Below are 26,563 nucleotides of genomic sequence, written 5' to 3'. Positions count from 1 at the left end.
TTTGTGCTCTTGCGTGCTCTGCATCCTGCCCGCGCCACCCCCCCCCCCCCCCTCCCCCCCCCCCCCCCCCCCCCCCCCCCCCCCCCCCCCCCCCCCCCCCCCCCACCCGCCCCCCCCCCCCCCGGCCCCCCCCCCCCGCGGCCGGGTGCGTGAAGTCCGGTGCTAGCGAGCGGACTTCTGCAGCGCCTTGTCCAGCGCGGCGGCGAAGCCGTTCGCCCACAGCTGGTTCACCCGGGACCGCTCCGCGGCGTTGGGGTAGGCGTTGGTGCAGGACGGTCCGGGCCCGCCGCCGGACATCAGCTCGCTGCACGGACCCGAGTAGTTGTCCCGCAGGCCGAGCACGTGGCCGGTCTCGTGCGCGGTCACGCGCGTGGAGTTGTACGTCTGGTTCTGCCGGTAGTCGAGGAAGATGTAGCCGCGGCCGTGGCCGTCGGTGGAGGCGTACGAGCCGCGCGGGTCGTTGCCCTCGCGGTACGAGAAGTCGGCGCCCGAGGTGCCCGCCTGGAGTCTCACGTTCGACACCGAGCTGTTCCATATCTGGGTGCTGCGGGCTATCTGCGTGGCGAACGTGGGCGCCTGGGAGGCGTTGTAGACGACGGTGACGGCCGCCGCGCCCGTCGGGTTCGCGGCGCGCTTCTCGGCCGCCGACTTCAGCACGGCCTCGAAGAAGGCGCGGGTGGCCGCGGCGTCCTCGGCGGAACCGTCGTAGGCGGCGAACGCGGCGCCGGTGCCCGGGACTTCGGCGGCCGAGGCCGGTGCGGCCGTACCGAGGCCGAGGGCCGTGAGGCTCAGACCGGCGGCGGTGAGCACGGACAGGGGCATGCGCATGCGCATCGGTGACTCCTTGGAGTGGGGGGATGAGCCAGAGCGTCACCGGTGAGTGTCCGCGCCCGCACGGCCGCTGTGATGATGGCAATCGGCGATAGGTCCGCGTTATCGCCCCCGCGCACGTCTCCCGCTGCCCGGTTCCGCCGGTTCGGACGGGATTCGTGTGTCTGGTGAAACCTGAACTTCCGCCTTACTCTCCCAGGCCATGGAGCTCGAGGTCAGGCACCTCAGGGCGCTGTGCGCCATCGCCGACACCGGCAGCCTGCACCGTGCCGCACGTCAACTCGGTGTTTCCCAGCCCTCGTTGAGCACCCAGTTACGGCGCATCGAACAGGAGCTGGGCGGCGCGCTGTTCGTCCGCGCGCACACCGGCTGCCGCCCCACCCCCCTGGGCCGGCTGGTGCTCAGCCGTGCCCGGCCGCTCGTGGCCGAACTGGGCTCCCTGGTCACCGAGGCCCGCGCCGCCGCCGACGGCGGACGGCACCTGCGCATCGGCTCCACCGCCAGCCGGGCGCTGGCGGGCTGGCTGCGCCGGCTGCGCCGGTACCGGCGGGAACCCACCCTGCACATGGACGTCTCCGCCAACGCCCTGCTGCGCATGGTGGCCGACGGCCAGCTCGACGTGGCCTTCGTGCACGAGGTGGAGGGCTGCCCCCTGCGCATCCCCCCGGTGCTCCGCACCCGCGTGCTCGTCGAGCGCGAACCGCAGTTCGTCTCCCTGCCGGCCGACCACCCGGCCGCCGGGCGCCCGGTCGTCCACCTGTCCGACCTGGCCCGGGACCGCTGGATGATCGACCCGACGGTCGACGGCGAGTGGGACGCCGTGCGCCGTGTCCTGCGCGCCGCCGGCCTCGACCCGCCCGTCCTGCACGGCGACTACCACACCGCCGCGTCGCTGGTCGCCACCGGCGAGGTCGTCACCGTCTGCCAGCCGACCTCGCCCTCCCGCCCCGAGACGGCGGTCCGCCGGCTGCACGGCGACCCGCTCGGGGTACGGCTGCTGCTGGCGGCCCGGACCGACGCGGAGCTGGAGGGCGTCTACCCCGACCTGGCCGAGGCGTACCGGGAGGTGGCGCAGCAGGCGCCGGCGTACCGGGAGTGGCTGGAGCGCGGTGGGTCGGGGGCACCCGCTCCAGCCCTCCCGTGACGACACGCGTACCCCGGCGCGGGGCGCGGGAACACCGGAGTCGGGGGCCCCGGCGCCCGGCACCCCGGGTCCCGAGGCCCCGGGACGTCAGACGCCGATGTCCCGTCCGTCCGCGCGCCACACCGCGACCACGGCGGGCCGGACGTGGCGGCCGGGGCCGTCGGGCCAGGTGCTGGCGGGCCTCTCCACCGACGCCCCGTCCACCTCGCCCGGGTGCTGCACGGCGACCAGCACGCGCCGGTCCTGGATGATCGGACCGCAGGTCTCCGCACCCCTCGGCACGGTCAGGAACTGCTTCAGCTCACCGCGCCGGCTCCCGCGCGTGGCGACGCCGAACAGGCCGTCGTGGGAGCCGAGGGCGCTGCCGTCGGTGGAGATCCACAGGTTGCCGTGGTCGTCGAAGGCGACGTTGTCCGGGCAGGAGATCGGGCTGACGGAGTCCTTCGGGAAGCCGGCGAAGTAGGTCGCCGGGTCCTCCGGGTCGCCCGCGACCAGGAACAGCGACCAGGCGAAGCGGGTGCTCTCCGGCCGGTTGAAGCGCTCGGTCAGCTCCAGGACGTGGCCGTGCTTGTTGGCGTTGCGCGGGTTGGCCTCGTCCGCCTTCGGATGGGCGCCGACCCCGCGGTTGGAGTTGTTGGTGAGGGCGATGTAGACCTTGCCGGTGACCGGGTTGGGCTCGATGTCCTCGGGCCGGTCCATCTTGGTGGCGCCCACCTTGTCGCCGGCCAGCCGCGTGAAGACGAAGACCTCCTCGGCGGTCATGCCCTCGACGTGCGAGACGGCGCCCCGGGCGGTCGCGGTGGCCAGCGGGATCCACTGGCCGCCGCCGTCGAACTCGCCGTCCTCGGGGAGCCTGCCGGTGCCGTCGATCTCGAGGGCGGGCGAGTCGCCGGTGAACTTGGCGACGTACAGCGTGCCCTCGTCGAGCAGGGTCAGGTTGTGCTCGCGGGCGGCGCGGCTGTTGCCGTGCCGCATCCGCTTGCTGCCGACGAACTTGTAGACGTAGTCGAACCGCTCGTCGTCCCCGGAGTACACGACCGGGCGCCCGTCGTGCGTCAGCCGCACGGTCGCGGCCTCGTGCTTGAACCGGCCGAGCGCGGTGCGCTTGCGCGGGACGGAGTGCGGGTCGTAGGGGTCGAGTTCGACGACGTACCCGAAGCGGTGCACCTCGTTCGGCTCCCGGGCGACGTCGAACCGCTCGTCGAACCGCTCCCACTTGCGCTCGGTGGCGCCGGTGCCGATCCCGTACCGCTTGTCGGTCGCCCGGCCGCCGTGGGCGAAGTACTGGTTGAAGTTCTCCTCGGCGTGCAGGGTCGTGCCCCACGGGGTGGTGCCGCCCGCGCAGTTGTTGAGGGTGCCGCGCACCCTGGTGCCGCTCGGGTCGGCGGAGGTCTTCACCAGGTCGGATCCGGCGACGGGCCCGGTGAGCCGGAACTCGGAGGTGGCGGTCAGGCGTCGGTTGAGGGGGTGCCGGGTGACGGGCGTCAGCTTCCCGCTGCGGCGGTCCTCCTCCACCGCGACCACCGACAGCCCGTGCGCGGCCCAGGCGGTCTCCACCTGCTCGCGGGTGGGGTTCTCGGGGTCGTAGCCCCGGAACATGAGGACCTCGTCGGTGTACTCGTGGTTGGCGACGAGCAGCTGCCGGCCGCGCTCGCCCTTCAGGGGCAGCAGCGCCAGGAAGTCGCAGTTGTACCCGAACTGCCCGGCCTGCGCCTTCGCGGTCTGCTTCTCCGGGTCGAAGGCGGGCGCGCCGCGCAGGATGGGCTCGCCCCAGCGGATGACGACGTTCTGCCGGTAGCCCTCCGGCACGGTGACGGCGTCGGCGGTGTTGGGCGGGACGGGCGTGAACCGCAGCCCGCGGGCGCCCTCGGGCCGGCGGGGGCCGCCCTTGGCGGCGGGGGCCGCCTGCGCCCCGGGCGCGCCCGCGACGCCGACCGCGCCGGCGCCGGCCGCGGCGACGGTGACGACGGCGGCGGCCCGCATCACGGACCGCCGGCTGAGGGCGCCGGCGACGACGTCGCCGACGTACTCGTTGGAGCTGGTGTTGGGCACCTCGTGGAAGCAGGCGTCACCACACCGGAAGCGACAGGTCATGGCGGACCGGCCGCCGGGGTGCGAACCGGACGGCGTTCCGACCAACGGCAGCAGCTTGCGCACGTGTTCTCTCCTTGGATGCCCGGGGTGTCAGCGCGACCGTAGGGGCACATATGTGCGGTAGCCGGGCGTCCCGGTGAACGGTGAGTGAACCCGCGGCGGCGCCAAGGGAATTGCGCGGACCGGTCGTCCCGGGACGGCGACGGGCCGGATGCCGCCCTTGACAGGCACGGCGACGGAGTCCCGGCCCTGCCCAAGATCGCCCACAGGGGCCGCTAACCTTACGTGTCCGTCCTGGCCAGGGATCGACGGGCATCAACTCACGCGAAGGGTTGCGCACATGGGCATTCTCACTCTCTTGCGGAACGCGTTCGGACGGTCACGCAGAGCGAAGGCCGTCGAGGCGGAGGGTGCGGCGCAGGCTGCCGGGACGGAGGTCCCGGCCACCCCGGCGTCGCCCGAGCCGGCTCCGGAGCCCGCCGCGGACGCGTCCGCGGCCCCGAAGCTCCCGTCCCCCTCCTCCGAGCCCGCCCCGCCGTCCCGCACGGCCTCCGTTCCGGAACCCCGCGAGGAGCACGACCTCGTCACCGAGGCCTTCGCCAAGGTGTCGGTGCCGAGGCCCAGCCCTTCGGACGACCGCCCGGCCCCGGAGACCCCCGCCGGGGAGGCACCGGCCGCACCGGAGGAGACGGCACCGGAACCGAAGCCGTCCCCGGAGGCCGAGGACGCCCCCGAGCCCGAAGCGACGCCGAAGTCCGAGGCGAAGCCGGAGACCGAAGCGACCCCCGAGCCGGAACCCGAGCCCGCCCCCGAGGCCGAGGCGAAGCCCGAGGTAAAGCCGGAGGCCGAAGCAAAGTCCGAGGCCGAGGCCGAAGCGGCCCCCGAGCCCGAGGCCGAAGCGGCTCCCGAGCCCGAGGCCGAGGCGAAGCCGGGAACCGAGACGAAGCCCGAGCCCGAAGCAGAGCCCGAGCCCGAGCCCGAAGCAGAGCCCGAGCCCGAAGCAGAGGCGAAGCCCGAAGCAGAGGCGAAGCCCGAGGTAAAGCCGGAGACCGAAGCAAAGTCCGAGCCTGAGGCCGAAGCGGCCCCCGAGCCCGAGTCCACCCCGGAACTGCCCGCCGAACCCGAGGCGGAGCCGAAGACCGAAGCCCCCGAGGCCACCCCCGCACCCACGGCGGAACCGGGAACCGAAGCGAAGCCGGAAGCCGCAGCGGAGCCCGAGGCGAAGCCTGAAACCGAAGCGAAGCCTGAAGCCGAGCCGAAGCCGGAAGGCGAGCCGAAGCCCGAGGCGGAGCCGGAAGCCGCAGCCGCCGACGACGAGGACACCCCACAGGGGTCACCCGCACCCGACGACGAAAGCCGCACGGGTGGTGCGGGTGGGAGCACCCCCGCGGCCGAAGGCGAAGCCGAGGCCGAAAAGACCCCCGAGCCGGAGGCCGAGGCGGAGCCGGAGGCCGCAGCCGCCGGCGGCGAGGACACCCCCGAGCCGGCCGCGGGCGACATCCCGCCCGCCCTCACCACCGCCTACGAGGCGGCCCGCGCCGCCCTCGAGAAGAACGGCCTCACCGGCACCCGCGCCAAGGTCTACCTCGTGCTCGACCGCTCCGCCTCCATGCGCCCGTACTACAAGGACGGCTCCGCGCAGGCCCTCGCCGAGCAGACCCTCGCCCTCGCCGCCCACCTCGACCCCGAGGCCGCGGTCAAGGTCGTCTTCTTCTCCACCGAGCTCGACGGCACCGGCGACCTCACCCTCACCGACCACGAGAACAAGATCGACACCCTGCACGCCTCCCTCGGCCGCATGGGCCGCACCAGCTACCACGCGGCCGTGGCGGAGGTCCTCTCCCTCCACGACGCGTCGGCCCCCGGCCCCGACACCCCCGCCCTGGTCGTCTTCCAGACGGACGGGGCCCCCGACGCGAAGACCCCGGCCACCCAGGCCCTCACCGGGGCCGCCGAGACCCACCCCGCGGTCTTCTTCTCCTTCGTCGCCTTCGGGGACCCGCAGAACAAGGCCTTCGACTACCTCCGCAAGCTCAAGGCCCCCAACACGGCGCACTTCCTCGCCGGCGAGACCCCGAAGGAGCTCACCGACAAGGAGCTCTACGAGGCCGTCCTGGCGTCCTGGCGCCCGTAGGGACGCCGCGGAGCACACGCGACACCCCCCGGGGGGTGGACGGGACAGGGCGCGAAAGCCCCCCCGTCCACCCCCCGAAACGCATGTGAGTCGATCTCCGCGCGGCCAGTAGGATTTCGCCCATGGCGGCCACTGGATCCGAGAAGCAAGGGGCGAAGGCGTACTACGTCTCGACCCCCATCTACTACGTCAACGACGCTCCTCACCTGGGCCACGCCTACACGACCGTCGCAGGCGACGTGCTCACCCGCTGGCACCGTCAGCGTGGCGAGAAGGTGTGGTTCCTCACCGGCACGGACGAGCACGGTCAGAAGATCATGCGCACCGCGGAGGCGAACGGCGTCAGCCCGCAGGAGTGGGCGGACAAGCTCGTCACCGAGGCCTGGAAGCCCCTCTGGGAGCACCTCCGGGTCGCGAACGACGACTTCATCCGCACCACGCAGAAGCGGCACACCGACCGCGTCCAGGAGTTCGTCCAGGATCTCTACGACAAGGGCGAGATCTACAAGGGCGGCTACGAGGGCCCGTACTGCGTGGGCTGCGAGGAGTACAAGCTCCCCGGCGAGCTGCTCGACGGCGAGGGCGAGTACGCGGGCCAGAAGCTGTGCCCGATCCACAAGAAGCCGGTGGAAATCCTCAGCGAGGAGAACTACTTCTTCCGCCTGAGCGAGTACGGCGAGAAACTGCTCGCCCACTACGAGGCCAACCCGGGCTTCATCCAGCCCGAGTCCGCGCGCAACGAGGTCGTGAACTTCGTCCGCCAGGGCCTGCAGGACCTGTCCATCTCCCGCTCGACGTTCGACTGGGGCGTGCCGGTCCCCTGGGACGACAAGCACGTCATCTACGTGTGGGTCGACGCACTGCTGAACTACGCCACGGCGGTCGGGTACAACGAGAACCCGGAGAAGTTCGAGGCGACCTTCCCCGCCGACGTCCACCTGGTCGGCAAGGACATCCTGCGCTTCCACGCGGTCATCTGGCCGGCCATGCTGATGGCGCAGGGCCTCCCCCTGCCCGGGAGGATCGCCGCGAACGGCTGGCTGATGGTCGGCGGCGAGAAGATGAGCAAGTCCAACCTGACCGGCATCAAGCCGCAGGACCTGACCTCGCACTTCGGGGTGGACGCGTACCGCTGGTACTTCCTGCGCGCGATCGCCTTCGGCCAGGACGGCTCCTTCTCCTGGGAGGACTTCTCCGCCCGCTACACCAGCGAGCTGGCCAACGACTACGGCAACCTCGCCTCCCGCGTGGCGGCGATGGTCGGCAAGTACTTCGGCGGCGAGCTGCCGGGGGCGACGGCGTCCGGTGACGCGGAGAAGGCGGTCCATGACGGCCTGGCGAAGGCGGTCGCGGAGGCGGACCGGAAGATCGGCGAGGAGCTGGACTTCCAGGGCGGCATCCTGGCCGTCTTCGACTTCGTGAAGCAGGTCAACGGCTACATCACCGAGCAGGAGCCCTGGAAGGTCGCGAAGGACGCCTCCGACGAGGGCCGGGCCCGCCTGGCGACCATCCTCTACACCGCCGCGGAGTCCCTGCGCGCGGTGGCGGTCCTGCTGAACCCGGTCATGCCGGAGACCTCGCAGAAGCTCTGGGACTCCCTGGGCGCCGAGGCGTCCCTCGGTGCTCTCGCGGACCAGAGGATCCAGGAGGCCGGCACCTGGGGCCTGCTGCCCGCCGGTTCGACGGTCACCAAGGGCGCGGTCCTGTTCCCGCGTCTCGAGGAGAAGCCCGCCGGGTAACGCGCTCGCAACAGCGGGGGCCCGGGAGGGGCGGAACCTTCTCCCGGGCCCCTCGCTTTGCGAGGATCACCCGAGGGCGGCCGCCCGGCCGCCCCCACTCACCTGGGGGGTCACCGTCCATGGCACTCTTCGGCAACGCGCACACCGTCGACCCGGCGCAGGCGCAGCAGGACTACGCCCGTCTGCTGGGCCACGGCGAGCGGGTGCACGCCGCGTTCCTGCTGATCCGCGACACCATCCTGTTCACCGACCGCCGCCTGATCCTGGTCGACAAGCAGGGCATCACCGGCAAGAAGACGGAGTACCACTCCATCCCGTACCGCAGCATCACCCACTTCGCGGTGGAGACCGCCGGCACCTTCGACCTCGACGCCGAACTGAAGATCTGGCTCTCGGGCTCCCAGGCCCCCATCCAGAAGACGTTCACCAAGGGCGTCGACATCTACGAGGTCCAGGCCATCCTCACCCAGTTCGTGGCCCGCTGAGCCGTTCCGGCCAAGAGGAACTGCAGGAAGCTGACGCAGGACGTCGTCACCCACTTCCCGGGACACGGAACGCTCTTCGAGGAGAAGTACCTGGAAGGCGTGGCCGAAGGCGAGGCCAAGGGCATTCCGCGCGTGCTGGAGGTCGGGGGCCCCCCTCTCCGACGACGTCCGTCAGCGCATCACCGCCTGCACCGACCTCGACCGCCTGAACGACTGGCCCGGCCGCTCCGGGACGGTCGGGCGGGCCGAGGACCTCTTCACCGAGGAGGACCCGGCGTCCTGGCCCCGCCCACGGCAAGGGGCCCGGAACCCTGACGGTTCCGGGCCCCTCCCCCTGCCGGGACTACTTCGGCTGCGGCTTGCGCACCGAGAGGTGCAGTTCCTTCAGCCGCGCCTCCTCCAGCTCCGTCGGCGCGCCCATCATCAGGTCCTGGGCGTTGCCGTTGAGCGGGAAGGCGATGGTCTCGCGGATGTTGGGCTCGTCGGCGAGCAGCATGACGATGCGGTCGACGCCGGGCGCGATGCCGCCGTGCGGCGGGGCGCCGAAGCGGAACGCGCGGAGCATGCCGGCGAACTTCTCCTCGACCGTCTCCCGGTCGTAGCCCGCGATCTCGAAGGCCTTGAGCATGATCTCCGGCTCGTGGTTCCGGATCGCGCCGGAGGACAGCTCGACACCGTTGCAGACGATGTCGTACTGCCAGCCCAGGATGTCCAGCGGGTCCTGGGTCCGAAGGGCCTCCAGGCCGCCCTGCGGCATCGAGAAGGGGTTGTGCGAGAAGTCGATCGCGCCGGTCTCCTCGTCCTTCTCGTACATCGGGAAGTCGACGATCCAGCAGAAGCGGAAGACGTTCTCCTCGAAGTGACCGGCGCGCTTGGCGGCCTCGACCCGCACCGCGCCCATGATCTTCGAGACCTCGTCGAACTCACCCGCGCCGAAGAACACCGCGTGGCCCGGGGCCAGCGCGAGGCGCTTGGTCAGCTCGGCCACGTTCTCCTCGGTGAGGAACTTCGCGATCGGACCGGTCAGCGCGCCGTCCTCGCCGACGCGCACCCAGGCCAGGCCCTTCGCGCCCTGGGAGACCGCGTAGTCACCGAGCTGGTCGAAGAACTTGCGGGGCTGGCCGGAGACGTCGGGCACCGGCAGCGCGCGCACGTGCTTGCCGGCGAACGCCTTGAACTCCGAGCCCTCGAAGACGTCGGTGATGTCGACGAGCTCCAGCTGGGCGCGCAGGTCCGGCTTGTCGGAGCCGTACTTCAGCATCGCCTCGCGGAACGGGATCCGCGGGAAGGGGGACGTCACGTGACGGCCGTTGCCGAACTCCTCGAAGAGCTCGGTCATCAGCTTCTCGATCGGCTGGAAGACGTCCTCCTGCTCGACGAAGCTCATCTCCACGTCGAGCTGGTAGAACTCGCCCGGCGAACGGTCCGCACGGGCGTCCTCGTCCCGGAAGCAGGGCGCGATCTGGAAGTAGCGGTCGAAGCCGGAGATCATCAGCAGCTGCTTGAACTGCTGCGGGGCCTGCGGCAGCGCGTAGAACTTGCCCGGGTTGAGGCGCGAGGGGACCACGAAGTCACGGGCGCCCTCGGGGGAGGTGGCGCTCAGGATCGGGGTCGCCATCTCGTTGAAGCCCAGCGCCGTCATCTTCTGGCGGATCGCCGAGATGACCTGCGTGCGCAGCATGATGTTGCGGTGCATGCGCTCGCGGCGCAGGTCCAGGAAGCGGTACTCCAGGCGCCGCTCCTCGTTGACACCGTCCTCGGCGTTGATCGTGAAGGGGAGCGGGGCCGCTTCGCCCAGCACCTCGACCACACCGACCTCGACCTCGACCTCGCCGGTCGGCAGCTCGGGGTTGACGTTCTCCTCGCCGCGCGAGACGACCTTGCCGTCGACGCGGACCACCGTCTCCTTGGAGAGCTTGTCCAGCGCCGCGTACGCCTCCGTGCCCGGCCGGGCCACGAGCTGCGTGATGCCGTAGTGATCACGCAGATCGATGAAGAGGATGCCGCCCAGGTCGCGCCGATTGTGCAGCCAGCCACTCAGCCGGACGTCGGTGCCGACGTCAGAGGCGCGGAGCTCGCCGCAGGTGTGGGACCTGTACCGATGCATCGTCGTTCATCCAGTCTTCGCGGATCGGGTCTTTGTTTCACGTGAAACTCCTCCCCAGCCTACCGGCCGCCCCGCCCCCGCTTCCCCGTCATGGCGACGCGAGCCCGCATGCGCCTTCAGTGGAACATTTCGTCACCCACTTCATAAAGTGGTGCAATGCGCACTGGTGAGTCCCCGTCCTCCCTGGGGGACGTCCTCGCCGTCCTCGACACCGGTCTGTGGCACTGGGACACCGCGGCCGGGACGGTCACGGTCGACGCCGTGGCGGCGCGACTGCTCGGACTGCCCGCCGAACAGGTCACCCTCACGGAGGCCCAGGTCCGGTCCCGTCTGCACCCCGTCGACTGGAACGAGATCACCGGTGTGGTCCGGCTCGCCGTCGCCGAGGGCACGCTCGCCGAGGTGCGCATCCGGGTCATGGACGAGCAGAAGCGGGTCCTGCGGGTGGTGCGCAGCCGCTCCAGGCCCCTCTTCGACCGCGTGCGCAAGGCCTACGTCCTGACCGGCACCCTCCAGGAGGTCACCGAGCCCACGCCGGGCACGCCCGCCGGGCGCAGCGCGGTCACCGGCGACTGGCGGCGGTCGCGGGAGGCGTTCCTGCTGGACGCGGGCCGGGCCCTGGCCGAGGCGCGGTCGACGCAGGAGGTGCTGCGGGTCGCCGCCAACCTGTCGATGCCGGGCTTCTCGCCGAACGGACTGGGCGTCTTCGGCGTGGAGGGCGACCGCCTCACGGTCATCGGCCACCACGGGCACGAGCCCGGCGCCGAGAGCCCGTTCGCCTCCATGCCGCTGGACACGGACTACCCGGCCGCCGAGGTGGTGCGGACGGGTCGCGCGGTGTACCTCTCCTCCCCGGAGGAGTACAAGCGGCGGTATCCGCTCACCTGGCCGCTCGCCGAACGCTTCGGCCGCCGTTCCTGGGCGTTCCTGCCGCTCACCGTGGCCGGGCGCCCGATGGGCGCGTGGATGGCGGGCTTCGCCTACCCGGTCGCGTTCACCCCCGACGAGCGCTCCGTGCTGACCACCGTGGCGCGCATGCTGGCCCAGGCGCTCTCCCGGGCGGGCACGGCCGAGACCGAGCGGGCGCTGACCGACGGGCTGCAGCGCTCGATGCTGCCCCGGCTCGGCCCGCAGCGCATCCCGGGCATGAGCGTCGCCGCCCGCTACGTCCCCACCGGCGGCGGACTCCAGGTCGGCGGCGACTGGTACGACGTGATCCCGCTGCCGAGCGGACGGTTCGCCCTGGTCATCGGGGACGTCCAGGGCCACGACGTACGGGCGGCCGGGCTGATGGGCCAGCTGCGCATAGCCCTGCGGGCGTACGCCGCCGAGGGCCACCGCCCGGACGCCGTGCTCGCCCGCGCCTCCCGCTTCCTGTACGGACTCGGCGATGCGGACCCCGCCGAGCTGCGCTTCGCGACCTGTCTGTACGCCGAGGTCGACCCCGCGAGCGGGATCCTGGAGATCGCCCGCGCCGGGCACCCGGACCCGGTGATCCGCATGCCCGACGCGACGGTGCTGACCCGGCCGACCGCGGGCGGGCTGCCGCTGGGCATCGACCCGGACGCCGACTACCCCACCACCCAGCTGGTCCTGGAGCCCGGCGAGATCCTGCTGGTCTGCACGGACGGGCTGATCGAGACCGGCGGCCACGACCTGGACACCGGCCGGCAGCGGCTGCGCGGCATCCTCGAGGAGCACCGGGGCACCCTCGAGGAACTGGCCGACACCCTGGTGCAGGAGGTGCACGGCCCCTCCTCCCACTACACCACCGGCCCGCTGGTCGACCGCCGCGAGGACGACATCGCCGTGCTGCTGCTGTGCCGGCAGGGCGAGGGATGCGGCTGCGGCGCCGGGACGAGCACGGTACGGCCGCCGATGCGCCGCACGATGCTGACGGTGGCCCAGGCCGAGCCCGAACGGGTCGCGGTGGCCCGGCAGCAACTGCGCGAACTGCTGCACGACTGGTCGTCGCCGGACCAGGTGGACTCGGCGGTGCTGCTGCTGTCGGAGACGCTCACCAACGTCCTCGTGCACACCGACACCGACGCCCTGCTGGTCGCCGAGGTCGCCGGCGGACCGGGCGGGCGCCGGATGCACGTCGAGGTCACCGACACCGGCGACGACCTCCCGCACCGGCGCAGGCCGGGCGAGCTGGCCTCCTCCGGCCGCGGCCTGGTCCTGATCGAGCTCCTGGCCCACGCCTGGGGGGTCGCCCCCCGCGGCGAGGGCAAGAGCATCTGGTTCGAGCTGCACGAGACGGACACGGCCGGGCGGGGCCGCGCCGGGCACGACTGAGCGGCCGGGACTCGGGGCCCGTCGCAGCCCCGCCGTCCGGCCCGTCGGTGGTCACGCGGAACCGCGTGTCACCGGCCGGCGAGCGGACCCGGGGCGGTGGGCGGCGGTACGCGCCTTCCTCCCGCGAAGGGATTGCCGTGCCCGGGGAGCCGCCCGCCCGGCGGTACGTACCGCAGCCGCCCGCCCGGCTCGGTCACCGGGGTGAACCCGGCGGCCCGCAGTACGGCCACCTGCTTGGCCCGGTAACGCCGATTGGCGACGAGCCCGAGGGGCACGAGGGCCATCAGCACGGCCCAGGCGGCACCGGCGACGGTGAAGGCTGCGGCATCCGCGCCGAGCTTGACGGCGACGCCGACGGCCAGCCCGGTGAAGACGACCCCCGCGAGCGCCGTCAGCTGCTTCCCCGTGTACCTGGTGGCGAGGTCGAACGCGATGCGGGCCTTGAGGAGCTCGACCGCGGCGGGCTCGAGGGGCGGTAGCTCACCCCCGTCGGCGGCGTACGGGTACCGCGCCCGGTTCCGCGCGGCCCGCTCGCGGGCCCGCGGATCGGGGTCGGGCACGATCAGCATCGTGAGCCCGTTGCCCTGAGGGCCACCGCCCTGTCGTACCTCCGCGTACTCGTATCCGAACTGCTGGGCGAGACAGGCGAGTCGGGCGAGCCTTTTCACGGACGCCAGATAGCTGTCGACCTGGACGGGTTCTCCCCCCTCCATCCTCCTCAGCATCTTCCGCACCTGCCGCTTGCTCAACGCCCCTCCTCCGCGCCCCGGCCGGTCCCCGGGTACGGGCATCATCGCGGCCGGCCGCGGCCGGCCGCACTGCCCGGTCCGGGCAGTCTTCCCGCACCGCCGTTGCCGACGGCCGGTCCGCTCGCTGCGCAGACGCGTCCGCGCACGCGCGGACGAGCCCCGTCCGGAGCGGACGGGGCTCGTTCACCGTGGTTCCGGCGGGGCCTACAGACCGCCCTCGGACATGCCGTGCACCGCCGGGACCGTCCCGAGGCGGCCCTTCTGGAAGTCCTCGAACGCCTGCTGGAGCTCCTCGCGGGTGTTCATCACGAACGGGCCGTAGTGGGCCATGGGCTCACGGATGGGCCGGCCGCCGAGGAGGACGACCTCCAGGTCCGGCGTGCGGGAGTCCTGCTTCTCGTCCGCGCGGACGGTCAGCGAGGAACCGGCGCCGAAGACGGCCGTCTGCCCCAGGTGGACCGGACGCCGCTCGGCACCCACCGACCCGCGCCCGGCCATCACGTACGCCAGGCCGTTGAAGTCCTCCCGCCAGGGCAGGGTGATCTCCGCGCCCGGCGCCAGCGTCGCGTGCACCATCGTGATCGGCGTGTGCGTGATGCCCGGACCCTCGTGACCGTCCAGCTCACCGGCGATGACCCGCAGCAGCGCGCCGCCGTCGGGGGAGGTGAGGAGCTGGACGGAGCCGCCGCGGATGTCCTGGTAGCGCGGCGCCATCATCTTGTCCTTGGCCGGCAGGTTCACCCAGAGCTGGAGCCCGTGGAAGAGCCCGCCGGACATGACGAGCTGCTCCGGCGGCGCCTCGATGTGCAGCAGGCCGGAGCCGGCCGTCATCCACTGGGTGTCGCCGTTGGTGATGCTGCCGCCACCGCCGTGGGAGTCCCGGTGGTCGAAGGCCCCGTCGATGATGTAGGTGACGGTCTCGAACCCCCGGTGCGGATGCCAGGGGGTGCCCTTCGGCTCCCCGGGCGCGTACTCCACCTCGCCCATCTGGTCCATCATGATGAACGGGTCGAGGTGGCGGTAGTTGATCCCGGCGAACGCCCGGCGCACCGGGAAGCCCTCGCCCTCGAAACCACTGGGCGCGGTCGTGACGGCGAGCACGGGACGCGCCGCGGCATCGGCCGGCGCGGTCACGCGGGGCAGCGTCAACGGGTTCTCGACGGTCACTGCGGGCATGGGGCTACCTCCTCGGTCACGGCCACTTTAGTTGACCGTTGAACTTCTTGCCACCTGAAACGACGAGGACCCGGAGGGCATTCCCTCCGGGTCCCCGAACGGGTCCGCGAACCGGCCGCCGGCGCGGCGGCGACGGCGTCGGGCGACGGCTCAGCCGTACATCCGGCGCATCGCGAACTCGACCATCTGCTCCACGGCCTTCGCGTCGAACACCATCCGGTGCTCGCCCTCCATGTCGAGCACGAAGCCGTAGCCGGTCGGCAGCAGGTCGATCACCTCGGCGCCGGTGATCACGAAGTACTTGGACTCCTTGCCCGCGTACCGCCGCAGCTCCTTGAGCGAGGTGAACATCGGGATCACCGGCTGCTGGGTGTTGTGCAGGGCGAGGAATCCGGGGTTGTCGCCGCGCGGGCAGTACACCTTGGACGTCGCGAAGACCTGCTGGAAGTCCTCGGCGGCCATCTGACCCGTGGTGAACGCGCGCACCGCGTCCGCGAGCGAGGGCGGGGACGGCTCGGGATACAGCGGCGCCTGCTGTCCGTACCCGCCCGGCATCTGCTGCTGCGGCGGGACGTAACCCTGCTGTGCCCCTGTGCTCTGGTCGTAGCCGTACATGCCGCACAGCCTACTGACCGGGCGGGAGGGGTGGGTCACAGATGTCCGGATCGGGGTTGCTTCTTATTACCGACGGGTAGCATCATCGGAGTTACTTGTTGGTACGTGAAGTAGTGCGAGGAGCCAGTGCCTCGCCGATCCCTCTCAAACGGAGCCGTCGCCATGGGGCACTACAAGTCGAATCTCCGCGACATCGAGTTCAACCTCTTCGAAGTACTCGGACGCGACAAGCTGTACGGCACGGGTCCGTTCGAGGAGATGGACGTCGACACCGCGAAGAGCATCCTCGAGGAGCTGACCCGCCTCTCGGAGAACGAGCTGGCCGAGTCCTTCGCCGACGCCGACCGCAACCCGCCGGTCTTCGACCCCGAGACCAGCACCGCGCCGGTCCCGGCGTCCTTCAAGAAGAGCTACCAGGCCTTCATGGACTCCGAGTACTGGCGCCTGGGCCTGCCCGAGGAGATCGGCGGCACCACCGCTCCCCGCTCCCTCATCTGGGCCTACGCCGAGCTCATCCTCGGCGCCAACCCGGCCGTGTGGATGTACTCCTCCGGCCCGGCCTTCGCCGGCATCCTCTTCGAGGAGGGCAACGAGGTCCAGAAGCACATCGCGAAGATCGCCACCGAGAAGCAGTGGGGCTCCACGATGGTGCTCACCGAGCCGGACGCCGGCTCGGACGTCGGCGCCGGCCGCACCAGGGCGGTCCAGCAGGAGGACGGCTCCTGGCACATCGAGGGCGTCAAGCGCTTCATCACCTCGGGCGAGCACGACATGTCGGAGAACATCCTCCACTACGTGCTCGCGCGCCCCGAGGGCGCCGGCCCCGGCACCAAGGGCCTGTCCCTCTTCCTCGTCCCGAAGTACCTGTTCGACTTCGAGACCGGCGAGCTGGGCGAGCGCAACGGCGTCTACGCCACGAACGTCGAGCACAAGATGGGCCTGAAGGCCTCCAACACCTGCGAGATGACGTTCGGCGACAAGCACCCCGCCAAGGGCTGGCTGATCGGCGACAAGCACGACGGCATCCGCCAGATGTTCCGCATCATCGAGTTCGCCCGCATGATGGTCGGCACGAAGGCGATCTCCACGCTGTCCACCGGCTACCTCAACGCGCTGGAGTACGCCAAGGAGCGCGTCCAGGGCCCCGACCTGGCGAACTTCATGGACAAGGCCGCGCCCAAGGTCACCATCACCCACCACCCCGACGTGCGCCGCTCGCTGATGACGCAGAAGGCGTACGCGGAGGGCATGCGCGCCCTGGTGATGTACACCGCCTCCGTCCAGGACGCCATCCAGGTCAAGGAGGCGAACGGCGAGGACGCGTCCGCCGAGCACGCGCTCAACGACCTGCTCCTGCCGATCGTCAAGGGCTACGGCTCCGAGAAGGCCTACGAGCAGCTCGCCCAGTCGCTGCAGACCTTCGGCGGCTCCGGCTTCCTGCAGGAGTACCCGATCGAGCAGTACATCCGCGACTCCAAGATCGACACCCTGTACGAGGGCACCACCGCCATCCAGGGCCAGGACTTCTTCTTCCGGAAGATCGTCCGCAACCAGGGCGCGGCCCTGAACTCGCTGGCCGAGGACATCAAGAAGTTCCTCGCCCTCGGCACCGGCGGCGAGGAGCTGGCCGCCGCCCGCGAGCACCTGGCCAAGGCGGCCGTCGAGCTGGAGGCCATCGTCGGCCTGATGCTCACCGACCTCGCGGCCACCGAGCAGGACGTCAAGAACATCTACAAGGTGGGCCTGAACACCACCCGCCTGCTGATGGCCTCCGGTGACGTCGTCGTCGGCTACCTGCTGCTCAAGGGCGCCGCGGTGGCCGCCGAGAAGCTCGAGACGGCCTCCGCCAAGGACAGGGCCTTCTACACCGGCAAGATCGCCGCGGCGAAGTTCTTCGCGGCCGAGGTCCTGCCCGGCGTCACCCTGGCCCGCAAGGTCGCCGAGGGCGTCGAGCTCGACCTGATGGAGCTGGACGAGGCGGCCTTCTGAGAACCCTGAGGCCCCCGGAGTTCCCGGGGGCCCCGGGAACCGCGGGGACCCCCCTCGCCGGACCGCACCGCACGGCCTGAGACCGCACGAGGGCCCGCTCCCGCACGGGGAGCGGGCCCTCGTCCTCGTTAAGGTGAATCCCATGAGCGCACCCTCCCGCTTCGACCGCGGCCACACCGACGACCTGATGTCCTTCCTGGCGGCGAGTCCCACGCCGTACCACGCGGTGGCGCACGCCGCCGAACGGCTGGACAGGGCCGGTTTCCGGCAGGTCGCCGAGACGGACGCCTGGGACGGGACCAGCGGCGGCAAGTACGTCCTGCGCGGTGGCGCGATCGTGGCCTGGTACGTCCCCGAGGGCGCCGAGCCGCACACCCCCTTCCGCATCGTCGGCGCCCACACCGACTCCCCCAACCTCCGGGTCAAGCCCCGGCCCGACAGCGGGGCGCACGGCTGGCGCCAGGTGGCGGTGGAGATCTACGGCGGCCCGCTGCTCAACTCCTGGCTCGACCGCGACCTGGGGCTGGCCGGCCGGCTGACCCTGCGGGACGGGTCCACCCGGCTGGTGAACGTCGACCGTCCGCTGCTGCGCGTCCCCCAGCTCGCCATCCACCTGGACCGCTCGGTCAACTCCGACGGCCTCAAGCTCGACAAGCAGCGGCACCTCCAGCCCGTCTGGGGCACGGGCGACGACGTGCGCGACGGCGACCTCATCGCCTTCCTGGAGGAGACCTCGGGCATCCCCGCGGGCGAGGTCGGCGGCTGGGACCTGATGGTCCACTCCGTGGAGCCGCCGGCCTACCTGGGCCGCGACGAAGAACTGGTGGCCGGCCCGCGCATGGACAACCTGCTGTCCGTGCACGCCGGCACGGCCGCGCTCGCCGCGGTCGCCGCGCACGACGCGGACCTGCGGTACATCCCCGTCCTGGCCGCCTTCGACCACGAGGAGAACGGCTCCCAGTCCGACACCGGCGCGGACGGCCCGCTGCTCGGCGGCGTGCTGGAGCGCTCGGTGTTCGCGCGCGGGGGCTCGTACGAGGACCGGGCGCGCGCCTTCGCCGGCACCGTCTGCCTCTCCTCCGACACCGGTCACGCCGTCCACCCCAACTACGCGGAGCGGCACGACCCGACGCACCACCCGCGCGTCGACGGCGGCCCGATCCTCAAGGTCAACGTCAACAACCGGTACGCGACGGACGGTTCGGGCCGGGCCGTGTTCGCGGCGGCCTGCGAGAAGGCGGACGTCCCCTTCCAGTCGTTCGTCTCCAACAACTCCATGCCGTGCGGCACCACCATCGGCCCGATCACCGCCGCCCGGCACGGCATCCGCACCGTCGACATCGGCGTGGCCATCCTGTCGATGCACAGCGCGCGCGAACTGTGCGGCGCCAAGGACCCGTTCCTGCTGGCGAACGTCCTGGTGGCGTTCCTGGAGGGGTGACCGCGGCGGGACCGCCACGGGTGGTCACGGGTGGTCAAGTCCCCGCCGCGGCATGGGTGATGCCCGTCCGGGTACCCGGAGGTGACCGGAAAGACCGGACAGGGAGGCGACACTCATGGGCCTCGGCGGATGCATCATCCTCATCGCCGTGGGAGCAATCCTCACGTTCGCGACCGACTGGGACATGCAGGGTGTCAACCTTGACCTCGTCGGCATCATCCTCATGATCGTCGGTCTGATCGGCGTCGCGACCTTCAGCAGCATCGCCCGGCGCAGGCGGGTCGTCGTACCGCCCGCCACGCCGGTCGTCGACGACCCCGCCCGGCCCCGCACCCGCGACGGCTACGACAACGGGTACGGGGTCTGACCGGGCACCCGCTCAGGCGTCCCGGGCGGCCAGCACCAGGGGCAGGCGGTCCGCGCCCCGGGCGGTGAGCCGTACGGGCACGTCCCAGTCCCGCCGGTGGACGTGGCAGGCCGGGTGCGCGGCGTCCGGGTCGTCGTCGCAGGAGGCGGCCGTCGCGGAGACGTGCAGCACCCCCTCCGTCACGGCGGGGTCGAGTTCGAGGGCGCGGGAGAGCCCGGTTCCCGCGCCCTCGCCGCTGCGCAGCAGTCCGGGCGGTGAGGCCGACACCAGCAGCCGGGTCGCGGGCCCGTGCCGGGTGTCGGGCTTCCGGCCGGCCGGCGCCTCGAAGACCACGTCCAGCCGCAGCCGGCCCGGGGCGACCTCGGTGGCGGCCCGCCGGGCGTGGTGCGCGACGGCCTCCGCCCGCACCGCCTCCCCGGGCAGCCGCAGCCGGGTCAGCCGGTGCCGGGCCGACTCGACGACCACGATGTCGTCGCCGGCCACCACGGCGCCACCGGGTTCGCGCAGGTCCGTGGCCAGGGTGGTCACCTCACCGGTCGCCGGGTCGTAGCGGCGCAGGGCGTGGTTGTAGGTGTCGCAGACCGCCACCGAACCGTCGGGCAGCGCCGTCACCCCCAACGGGTGCTGGAGCAGGGCCTGTCCGGCCGGCCCGTCGCGGTGCCCGAAGTCGAACAGGCCCGTGCCGACGGCGGTGCGCACCGACCCGTCCGGCTCCACCCGGCGCAGGGCGGAGGTCTCGGAGTCGGCCAGCCACAGCCGCCGGGGCGTCGCCGCGAGCCCCGACGGCTGCGCGAACCAGGCCTCGTCCGGCTCCCCGTCGACCAGCCCCTCGTTCGTCGTCCCGGCGGCGACGGACACCGTCCGCTCCCCGGGGTCGTACGTCCACAGCTGGTGGATGCCGGCCATGGCGATCCACACCCGGTCCCGCCACCAGGCGACGTCCCAGGGCGAGGAGAGGTTCACCTCGCGGGCCGGCCCCGAGACGGCGTCCCCCCGCGTCCACGGGGACCCGGTGCCGGCCAGCGTCGTGACCTCGCCCGTCCCCGGGTCGAGGCGCCGCAGGGCGTGGTTGACGGTGTCGGCGACCACCACCGCGCCGTCCGGCAGCAGCGCGAGCCCCTGCGGCTCCCGGAACCGCGCCCGGTCCGGGGGCCCGTCCACCAGGCCCCGGCCGCCCCGGCCGATCCGCCGCACGACGGTCTCCCCGTCCTGCGCCAGCTCCACCAGCTGGTGCCGGGTGGTGTCGCTGACCAGGAAGTTCCCCGACGGCAGCAGCAGCGCCTCGCCCGGGAACCGCAGCGCGGTCGGCTCGGGCTCCGGCGCCACGTACGGCCGGTCACCCCGCCGCAGCGTGCCCTTCGCCGCGTGCTCGGCCTCCAGCTCCGTCACCAGCCGCTCGACGGCGTGCACGTGCCCCTCACCGGCGTGCTGGGCGACGACGTACCCTTCCGGGTCGATGACGACCAGCGTCGGCCAGGCCCGCACCGCGTACTGCTTCCAGGTCGCCAGCTCCGGATCGTCCAGCACGGGGTGCTCGACCCCGTACCGCTCGACGGCGTCGGCCACCGCCCGGTGCTCCGCCTCGTGCACGAACTTCGGCGAGTGCACCCCGACGACCACGACCGTGTCCCGGTGCTTCTCCTCCAGCTCGCGCAGCTCGTCGAGGACGTGCAGGCAGTTGATGCAGCAGAACGTCCAGAAATCCAGCAGGACGATGCGTCCCCGCAGGCCGGCGAGGGTGTACTGCTTCCCGCCCGTGTTCAGCCAGCCGCCCTTGCCGACCAGCTCGGGGGCGCGGACGCGGGCGCGGCGGGGTGCGGAGCGGTCCATGCGTCCAGGGTGGCACCCGGCACCGGCACCCGGCCCACCGGCTGCGTCGCGCGGCGGGGGACGGGGAAGTCCTGGTGCCATGAGATTCCTCGTGCGCGACCGGATCCTCGGGATCGGGGACGACTACTGGATCGAGGACGACCGGGGCAACCGGGTCTTCCTCGTCGACGGCAAGGCCATGCGGCTGCGGGACACCTTCGAGCTGAAGGACACCCGGGGCCGGGTCCTCGTCGACATCCGGCAGAAGATGTTCGCCCTGCGCGACACCATGGTGATCGAGCGGGACGGCGAGCCGCTGGCGACGGTCCGGCGCAAGCGGCTGTCCCTGCTGCGCGACCACTACCGGGTGTCCCTGGCGGACGGCGGCACCGAGCTGGACGTCAGCGGCAGGATCCTGGACCGGGAGTTCGCCGTCGAGTACGACGGCGAACTGCTCGCGGTGATCTCGCGGCGCCTGCTGACCGTCCTGGACACCTACGCCGTCGACGTCGTCCGCGAGGACGCGGACCCGGCGCTGCTGATCGCGGTGGCGGTGTGCGTGATCCACCTGGCGGAGAAGGAGCGGGAGGAGTAGGGGGCGGGGGAGCGTGCCCGTTCCCGCCGGGCGGGTCAGCGGCGCGGCGGGTCCAGGCCCAGTACCCGGTCCTTGAGGGCCGGGAAGCGCTCGCGGGTGCCCGCCACCGCCGCCGGGTCGAGGTCGACCGTGAGGACCTGCTCGCCGGGGCCGGCCTCGGCCAGGACCTCGCCCCAGGGGTCGACCACGACCGAGTGACCCGCCTGCGGGATCCCCGCGTGCGTCCCGGCCGTCCCGCAGGCGAGGACGAACGCCTGGTTCTCCACCGCCCGCGCCCGGGCCAGCAGCGTCCAGTGGGAGCGGCGGCGCTCCGGCCAGCCCGCCGGGACGACGAAGGTCTCGGCGCCGGCGTCGACGAGGCCGCGGAAGAGCTCGGGGAAACGGAGGTCGTAGCAGGTGGCCACGCCCAGGGTGGTGTGCGGCAGGCGCACCGTCACCAGCGCGTCGCCCGCCCCCATCAGCACGGCCTCGCCCTGGTCGAAGCCGAAGCGGTGGATCTTGCGGTAGGCGGCGGCCAGGTCGCCGGAGGGGGAGAGGACGAGCGAGGTGTTGTAGAGGGTCCCGTCCGGGGCGCGTTCGGGGACGGAGCCCGCGTGCAGCCACACGCCCGCGTCGCTCGCGGCCTCGGCCATCGCCTCGTGGGTCGGCCCTTCGAGCGGTTCGGCCTCGCGCCCGAACTCCTCGTGGGCGAACGCGCCCGTGGTCCACAGCTCCGGCAGCACGACGAGATCGGCGCCCGCCTGTTCCCGCACCATTCCGGCGACCCGGCGCCGGCGCGATTCGACCGGTTCGCCCTCGTTCACGGCGACTTGGAGCAGGGAAGCGCGCACAATACCACCGTCCTGGCATTCGACTCGTCCGCACGGCCTACGATCGTCACACGAAAGCACTGCCGGGGCACCTCACCGCAGCGTAACTTAGCCCCCGAGACGCCCGCCGAGTGCAGCCGCCGCCCACTGGCACCGCCGCCACCACCTGCCCGTGTACCGACCGCCGAGGGGTCCCGTTCCGTGAGTCTGCATCCCACTCTCCAGCCCTACGCCGACGCCTGGACGCACTCCGTCGAAGCGATATCCGAGCTGGTGCAGCCGCTGCCGGAGGCCGACTGGAACCGCCGGACGCCCTGCCCGGGGTGGTCGGTCCGCGACGTGGTCTCGCACGTCATCGGCCTGGACTCCGAGATGCTCGGCGACCCGCGCCCCATCCACACGCTGCCGCGCGACCTGTTCCACGTCACCAACGAGCACCAGCGCTACATGGAGATGCAGGTCGACGTGCGCCGCCACCACACGGCGCCGGAGATGACCTCCGAGCTGGAGTACATGATCATCCGCCGCAACCGCCAGCTGCGCAACGAGTCGCGCGACCCGGGCACGAAGGTGCGCGGCCCGTTCGGCGCGGACCTGACGCTGGAGGAGTCCATGCGCCGGCACGCGTTCGCCGTGTGGGTGCACGAGCAGGACCTGCGCACCGCCCTCGGCCGCCCCGGCAACCTCGACTCCCCCGGCGCGCACGTGGCGCGGGACGTGCTGCTGGACGAGCTGCCGCGCGTGGTGGCCGAGGACGCGCAGGCGCCGCGCAGCTCGGCCGTGGTCGTCGACGTCAGCGGACCGGTGGAGTTCCTGCGCACGGTCCGCGTCGACATCCAGGGCCGCGGCACGCTGGAGACCGCCCCCGCGCTGGGCCCGGCCGCCACCCTGGCCCTGGACTGGGAGACCTACGTCCGCCTGGCCTGCGGCCGGGTGACGCCGGAGGCGGTGGCGGACCGGGTGAAGGCGGAGGGCGACCCGGACCTGGCCGCGGCGATCCTGCGGCACTTCGTGGTGACGAAGTGACGCCGTCCGGAGCGACGAGGGGGCGCCCGGCCGGAACGGGGCCCGCGGCGCTCCCGGGCAGACGCCTGCCCCGCCGAAACCGCCTGCGGACCGGGAGGCCGGGGCAGTAGCGTCCCGGCCATGACCGAACCACGACTCCGGCCCGGCGCGCCGTCCGCCGAACTTCCGCCCCGCCTCGCCCGCCTCACCTTCCACGGCCCGCTCTCCGGGGCACGGGCGGACCGCATCGTCCGGCGGCTGGCCGGGACGGCGCCCCGGACCGTGCTCGACGTCGGCTGCGGCTGGGGCGAGCTGATGCTGCGCGTGCTGGCCGCGGTCCCCGGCGCGAGGGGCACCGGCGTGGACCTGAACGCCGACGACCTGGCCCGCGGCCGCGGCAACGCGGAGCGACGGGGGCTGGCGGACCGGGTCGTGTTCCTGGAGGAGTCCGCGCGGGACACCTCCCGGGGCCCCGCCGACCTGGTGCTGTGCGTCGGCTCCAGCCAGGCCCTCGGCCCGGTCGATCCGCCCCGCCACCTCCCCGGCGCCCTCGCCGCCCTGCGCCGCCTGGTCACCGACGGCGGCCGGGTCCTGCTCGGCGAGGGCTTCTGGCAGCGCGCCCCGACCCCGGCCGAGCTGTCCGGCATGTGGCCGGGCGCCCGTGCCGCCGACCATCCGGACCTCGCGACCCTGCTCGACCTGGCGGTGGCCGCCGGGTTCCGGCCCGAGTGGACGGAGACCGCGAGCCTCGAGGAGTGGGAGGAGTTCGAGTCGGCGTACCAGGCGGACGAGGAGGTGTGGCTGGCCGGTCACGGCGACCATCCGCTCGCCGCCGGGGTCCGCGAGCGGCTGGACCGGCACCGGGCGCGGTGGATGAGCTACCGCGGCGTGCTGGGCCTGGCGTACCTCACCCTCGTGCCCGTGCGCTGAACCCCGGGCGCTGAACCCCGTGCGCCGGGCCCTCGTGCCCGTGCGCCGGGCCCTCCTGCTCGTGCGCCGGGCCCTCGTGCCCCTGGGCCGGGCCGGCGCCGGTCCGCTCACGCGGGCACGTGCACCGTCTCCACCCGGCTGGCGACCAGCCGCTCCCGCTCCCTGCGCGCCGCGCGCCCGCGCAGCCGCAGGATCTGGCCGGCCCCGAGCGCCTGAAGCACGAAGACGGCGCAGAAGGCGACGGTGTAGTCGCCCCCGGTGGCGTCCAGCAGCACGCCGACGGCGAACAGGGTGGTCATGGAGGCGAGGAAGCCGCCCATGTTGGTGATCCCGGACGCCGTGCCCTGCCGCTCCGGCGGGTTCGCCGGGCGGGCGAAGTCGAAACCGATCATCGAGGCCGGTCCGCAGGCCCCCAGCACCGCGCACACCGCGATCAGCAGCCACATCGGCGCCGTGTCGGCCGGGTGGGCCAGCATGGCGGCCCACGCCAGGGCCGTCGCCGCCACCGTCCCGAGCGCCAGGGGCAGCCGCGCCCCGTGGTGCCGGGCGATGATCTGGCCGTAGAGCAGTCCGACGACCATGTTGGAGAGCACGACCAGGGTGAGCAGCTCACCGGCCGTGGCCCGGGACAGCCCCTGGGCCTCGACGAGGAACGGCAGCCCCCACAGCAGCAGGAACACCATCGCCGGGAACTGGGTGGTGAAGTGCACCCACATCCCGAGCCGCGTCCCCGGCTCCCGCCAGGAGGCGGCGATCTGACGGCGCACGTAGGCGGCGCCCCGGTGCGGGACGGGCTCCGGGGCGTGGCCCTCGGGGTGGTCCCGGAGGAACAGCACCAGCAGCACGAACACCACGACTCCGGCGAGCGCGCTGCCCGCGAACGCCGCCGTCCAGCCGATGCCGTGCAGCAGCCGGGCGATGACCAGCGTGGAGACGAGGTTGCCCGCCATGCCGGCCAGCCCCGCGAGCTGCCCGACCAGCGGGCCGCGCCGGGCCGGGAACCACCGGGTGCCCAGCCGCAGCACGCTGATGAACGTCATCGCGTCCCCGCAGCCGAGCAGCGCGCGCGAGGCGAGCGCCATGCCGTACGACGGGGAGAGCGCGAACCCCAGCTGCCCGGCCGTGAACAGCACGGCGCCCAGGCCCAGCACCTTCTTGGTGCCGAGCCGGTCGACCAGCAGCCCGACGGGTATCTGCATGCCCGCGTAGACCAGCAGCTGGAGGATGGAGAAGGTGGACAGGGCGGAGGCGCCCACGCCGAAGCGGTCCGCGGCGTCGAGGCCGGCCACGCCCAGGGACGTGCGGAAGGTGACGGCGACGAAGTAGACCGCCACGCCGATGCCCCACACGGCCAGCGCGCGCCGCCCGCCCGGGGGGTCACCGGGCAGGGAGCCGGCGACCGCACGCGCGCCGCTCACCGCACCTCACCCCGGGCCAGCTGGGAGAGCCGGCCGACGTGCCGGCGGACGATCCCGACGGCCGCCTCCGCGTCGCCGGAGCGCAGCGCCCCGAGGATCTCCTCGTGCTCGGCGAGGGTCTTGGCGACGCGGTCGGGGTGGGCGTGCATCACGGCGACGCCCATGCGCAGCTGGCGGTCGCGGAGCTGGTCGTAGAGGCGGGAGAGGATCTCGTTGCCGCCGCTGCGGACGATCTCGGCGTGGAAGCAGCGGTCGGTGACGGAGGCCGCGGCGAAGTCCCCGGCGGCGGCCTGCTCCTTCTGCCGGGCGAGCAGCTGCTCCAGGCGTGCGACGAGTCCGGGCGGCGCGGGCACCGCCTTCCGCGCGGCGTGCTCCTCGACGAGCAGCCGCGTCTCCACGACGTCGGCGATCTCCTGCGCGGAGACCGGCAGGACGAGGGCGCCCTTCTTCGGGTAGAGCTTGATCAGCCCCTCGGCCTCCAGCCGCAGCAGCGCCTCGCGCACCGGGGTGCGCGAGACCCCGACGTCCTCGGCCAGCTCCCCCTCGGTGAGCAGCGTCCCGCCCTCGTAACGGCGGTCCAGGACGCCCTGTTTGACGTGGGCGTAGACGCGGTCGGCGGCGGGGGGTTGCTTCACGGGGGCCACACTCATGCCGACAGCATAGATACAACACGTACGCGTGGAAGCATACGTCCACGATGCGGACTCACCAGTACCGCGCAAGCCGGGAAAGTCACCCGTCATCCGTCATCTGCGCAACCATCCACCCCGCACAGGAGTCAGACTCGTGCGGCCCCTCATGCGCGGTCGCACCTCAACCCGGCCGCAC

At 72.6% G+C, this 26,563-nt stretch carries 21 protein-coding genes; 11 read left to right on the top strand and 10 right to left on the bottom strand.

The annotated features are described in order from the left end of the window. Positions 1-162: 162 nt before the first annotated feature. Entirely contained in the window at positions 163-834 is a 672-nt protein-coding gene (snpA, locus tag ACZ56B_RS17585; protein WP_468790782.1) for a snapalysin, read from the bottom strand. Between the two features lie 199 nt (positions 835-1,033). Between snpA and ACZ56B_RS17580 the strand changes: the two genes are divergently transcribed. Next, positions 1,034-1,975, top strand: a complete 942-nt coding sequence (locus tag ACZ56B_RS17580) for a LysR family transcriptional regulator (RefSeq protein WP_468790780.1) — start codon at positions 1,034-1,036, stop codon at positions 1,973-1,975. 87 nt (positions 1,976-2,062) lie between these two features. On the opposite strand, the gene ACZ56B_RS17575 is transcribed toward ACZ56B_RS17580, so the two are convergent. After that, positions 2,063-4,132 (bottom strand): PhoX family protein, encoded by a 2,070-nt coding sequence (locus ACZ56B_RS17575; protein WP_468790778.1) that lies wholly within the window; start codon positions 4,130-4,132, stop codon positions 2,063-2,065. 277 nt (positions 4,133-4,409) lie between these two features. Between ACZ56B_RS17575 and ACZ56B_RS17570 the strand changes: the two genes are divergently transcribed. The 3 genes from ACZ56B_RS17570 to ACZ56B_RS17560 all read left to right on the top strand — a co-directional run bounded on the left by ACZ56B_RS17570 (position 4,410) and on the right by ACZ56B_RS17560 (position 8,427). Then, on the top strand, positions 4,410-6,203 hold the full coding sequence (locus ACZ56B_RS17570) for a VWA domain-containing protein (RefSeq protein ID WP_468790776.1): 1,794 nt from the start codon (positions 4,410-4,412) through the stop codon (positions 6,201-6,203). 122 nt (positions 6,204-6,325) lie between these two features. Next, entirely contained in the window at positions 6,326-7,942 is a 1,617-nt protein-coding gene (gene metG, locus ACZ56B_RS17565) for a methionine--tRNA ligase (RefSeq protein WP_468790774.1), read from the top strand. 119 nt (positions 7,943-8,061) lie between these two features. Beyond that, positions 8,062-8,427 (top strand): PH domain-containing protein, encoded by a 366-nt coding sequence (locus ACZ56B_RS17560; RefSeq protein WP_468790772.1) that lies wholly within the window; start codon positions 8,062-8,064, stop codon positions 8,425-8,427. A gap of 343 nt (positions 8,428-8,770) precedes the next feature. On the opposite strand, the gene aspS is transcribed toward ACZ56B_RS17560, so the two are convergent. Further along, complete coding sequence (gene aspS, locus ACZ56B_RS17555) at positions 8,771-10,534, bottom strand: aspartate--tRNA ligase (protein WP_468790770.1); 1,764 nt, start codon at positions 10,532-10,534, stop codon at positions 8,771-8,773. Positions 10,535-10,690: 156 nt separating this feature from the next. Between aspS and ACZ56B_RS17550 the strand changes: the two genes are divergently transcribed. Beyond that, on the top strand, positions 10,691-12,832 hold the full coding sequence (locus ACZ56B_RS17550) for a SpoIIE family protein phosphatase (protein ID WP_468790768.1): 2,142 nt from the start codon (positions 10,691-10,693) through the stop codon (positions 12,830-12,832). Between the two features lie 68 nt (positions 12,833-12,900). Here the strand turns inward: ACZ56B_RS17550 and ACZ56B_RS17545 are convergent, their stop codons facing one another. The 3 genes from ACZ56B_RS17545 to ACZ56B_RS17535 form a co-directional block, all read right to left on the bottom strand. Beyond that, positions 12,901-13,581, bottom strand: coding sequence for a hypothetical protein (locus tag ACZ56B_RS17545; protein WP_468790766.1), 681 nt, complete (start codon positions 13,579-13,581; stop codon positions 12,901-12,903). 204 nt (positions 13,582-13,785) lie between these two features. Further along, positions 13,786-14,757 (bottom strand): pirin family protein, encoded by a 972-nt coding sequence (locus ACZ56B_RS17540; RefSeq protein WP_468790764.1) that lies wholly within the window; start codon positions 14,755-14,757, stop codon positions 13,786-13,788. Between the two features lie 150 nt (positions 14,758-14,907). Beyond that, a complete protein-coding gene (locus ACZ56B_RS17535; RefSeq protein ID WP_184819331.1) occupies positions 14,908-15,372 on the bottom strand; it encodes an SseB family protein in 465 nt (154 codons plus the stop codon). Between the two features lie 162 nt (positions 15,373-15,534). Between ACZ56B_RS17535 and ACZ56B_RS17530 the strand changes: the two genes are divergently transcribed. From ACZ56B_RS17530 to ACZ56B_RS17520, 3 genes are all read left to right on the top strand, one after another. Next, positions 15,535-17,361 carry an acyl-CoA dehydrogenase gene (locus tag ACZ56B_RS17530; RefSeq protein WP_468790762.1) on the top strand — a complete coding sequence of 609 codons (1,827 nt, stop codon included), beginning with the start codon at positions 15,535-15,537 and terminating at the stop codon, positions 17,359-17,361. A gap of 142 nt (positions 17,362-17,503) precedes the next feature. Then, the gene (locus tag ACZ56B_RS17525; RefSeq protein ID WP_468790760.1) at positions 17,504-18,802 is read left to right on the top strand and encodes a M18 family aminopeptidase; all 1,299 of its coding nucleotides are present in this window, start codon (positions 17,504-17,506) and stop codon (positions 18,800-18,802) included. Between the two features lie 115 nt (positions 18,803-18,917). Next, complete coding sequence (locus ACZ56B_RS17520; RefSeq protein WP_468790758.1) at positions 18,918-19,169, top strand: DUF6458 family protein; 252 nt, start codon at positions 18,918-18,920, stop codon at positions 19,167-19,169. Between the two features lie 12 nt (positions 19,170-19,181). Here the strand turns inward: ACZ56B_RS17520 and ACZ56B_RS17515 are convergent, their stop codons facing one another. Further along, positions 19,182-20,999, bottom strand: coding sequence for an NHL domain-containing thioredoxin family protein (locus ACZ56B_RS17515; RefSeq protein WP_468790756.1), 1,818 nt, complete (start codon positions 20,997-20,999; stop codon positions 19,182-19,184). 79 nt (positions 21,000-21,078) lie between these two features. Between ACZ56B_RS17515 and ACZ56B_RS17510 the strand changes: the two genes are divergently transcribed. Next, positions 21,079-21,573, top strand: coding sequence for an LURP-one-related/scramblase family protein (locus ACZ56B_RS17510; RefSeq protein WP_468790754.1), 495 nt, complete (start codon positions 21,079-21,081; stop codon positions 21,571-21,573). A gap of 35 nt (positions 21,574-21,608) precedes the next feature. Here the strand turns inward: ACZ56B_RS17510 and ACZ56B_RS17505 are convergent, their stop codons facing one another. Further along, positions 21,609-22,403 carry a carbon-nitrogen family hydrolase gene (locus tag ACZ56B_RS17505; RefSeq protein WP_468790752.1) on the bottom strand — a complete coding sequence of 265 codons (795 nt, stop codon included), beginning with the start codon at positions 22,401-22,403 and terminating at the stop codon, positions 21,609-21,611. A 180-nt stretch (positions 22,404-22,583) separates the two neighbouring features. Here ACZ56B_RS17505 and ACZ56B_RS17500 point away from each other — a divergent pair, with 180 nt between their 5' ends. After that, positions 22,584-23,408 (top strand): maleylpyruvate isomerase family mycothiol-dependent enzyme, encoded by an 825-nt coding sequence (locus tag ACZ56B_RS17500; protein ID WP_468790750.1) that lies wholly within the window; start codon positions 22,584-22,586, stop codon positions 23,406-23,408. 120 nt (positions 23,409-23,528) lie between these two features. Then, positions 23,529-24,317, top strand: a complete 789-nt coding sequence (locus ACZ56B_RS17495; RefSeq protein ID WP_468790748.1) for an SAM-dependent methyltransferase — start codon at positions 23,529-23,531, stop codon at positions 24,315-24,317. 107 nt (positions 24,318-24,424) lie between these two features. Here ACZ56B_RS17495 and ACZ56B_RS17490 read toward each other — a convergent pair whose 3' ends face one another. Next, positions 24,425-25,735, bottom strand: a complete 1,311-nt coding sequence (locus ACZ56B_RS17490) for an MFS transporter (protein WP_468790746.1) — start codon at positions 25,733-25,735, stop codon at positions 24,425-24,427. Continuing rightward, on the bottom strand, positions 25,732-26,385 hold the full coding sequence (locus ACZ56B_RS17485) for a GntR family transcriptional regulator (RefSeq protein ID WP_468790744.1): 654 nt from the start codon (positions 26,383-26,385) through the stop codon (positions 25,732-25,734). Before ACZ56B_RS17485 ends, ACZ56B_RS17490 begins: the two co-directional genes overlap by 4 nt. Positions 26,386-26,563 lie beyond the last annotated feature (178 nt).

This window comes from Streptomyces sp. NPDC034670, assembly GCF_055574875.1.
Note: the sequence above shows the minus strand (reverse complement) of the source record. Positions and strands in the feature narration are given on the sequence as shown.

Excerpts from the sequence above, each read along its gene's own strand:
- snpA (WP_468790782.1), bottom strand. The coding sequence starts at position 834 with ATGCGCATGCGCATGCCCCTGTCCGTGCTCACCGCCGCCGGTCTGAGC.
- ACZ56B_RS17580 (WP_468790780.1), top strand. The coding sequence starts at position 1,034 with ATGGAGCTCGAGGTCAGGCACCTCAGGGCGCTGTGCGCCATCGCCGAC.
- ACZ56B_RS17570 (WP_468790776.1), top strand. The coding sequence starts at position 4,410 with ATGGGCATTCTCACTCTCTTGCGGAACGCGTTCGGACGGTCACGCAGA.
- metG (WP_468790774.1), top strand. The coding sequence starts at position 6,326 with ATGGCGGCCACTGGATCCGAGAAGCAAGGGGCGAAGGCGTACTACGTC.
- ACZ56B_RS17560 (WP_468790772.1), top strand. The coding sequence starts at position 8,062 with ATGGCACTCTTCGGCAACGCGCACACCGTCGACCCGGCGCAGGCGCAG.
- aspS (WP_468790770.1), bottom strand. The coding sequence starts at position 10,534 with ATGCATCGGTACAGGTCCCACACCTGCGGCGAGCTCCGCGCCTCTGAC.
- ACZ56B_RS17550 (WP_468790768.1), top strand. The coding sequence starts at position 10,691 with ATGCGCACTGGTGAGTCCCCGTCCTCCCTGGGGGACGTCCTCGCCGTC.
- ACZ56B_RS17540 (WP_468790764.1), bottom strand. The coding sequence starts at position 14,757 with ATGCCCGCAGTGACCGTCGAGAACCCGTTGACGCTGCCCCGCGTGACC.
- ACZ56B_RS17535 (WP_184819331.1), bottom strand. The coding sequence starts at position 15,372 with ATGTACGGCTACGACCAGAGCACAGGGGCACAGCAGGGTTACGTCCCG.
- ACZ56B_RS17530 (WP_468790762.1), top strand. The coding sequence starts at position 15,535 with ATGGGGCACTACAAGTCGAATCTCCGCGACATCGAGTTCAACCTCTTC.
- ACZ56B_RS17525 (WP_468790760.1), top strand. The coding sequence starts at position 17,504 with ATGAGCGCACCCTCCCGCTTCGACCGCGGCCACACCGACGACCTGATG.
- ACZ56B_RS17520 (WP_468790758.1), top strand. The coding sequence starts at position 18,918 with ATGGGCCTCGGCGGATGCATCATCCTCATCGCCGTGGGAGCAATCCTC.
- ACZ56B_RS17515 (WP_468790756.1), bottom strand. The coding sequence starts at position 20,999 with ATGGACCGCTCCGCACCCCGCCGCGCCCGCGTCCGCGCCCCCGAGCTG.
- ACZ56B_RS17510 (WP_468790754.1), top strand. The coding sequence starts at position 21,079 with ATGAGATTCCTCGTGCGCGACCGGATCCTCGGGATCGGGGACGACTAC.
- ACZ56B_RS17495 (WP_468790748.1), top strand. The coding sequence starts at position 23,529 with ATGACCGAACCACGACTCCGGCCCGGCGCGCCGTCCGCCGAACTTCCG.
- ACZ56B_RS17485 (WP_468790744.1), bottom strand. The coding sequence starts at position 26,385 with ATGAGTGTGGCCCCCGTGAAGCAACCCCCCGCCGCCGACCGCGTCTAC.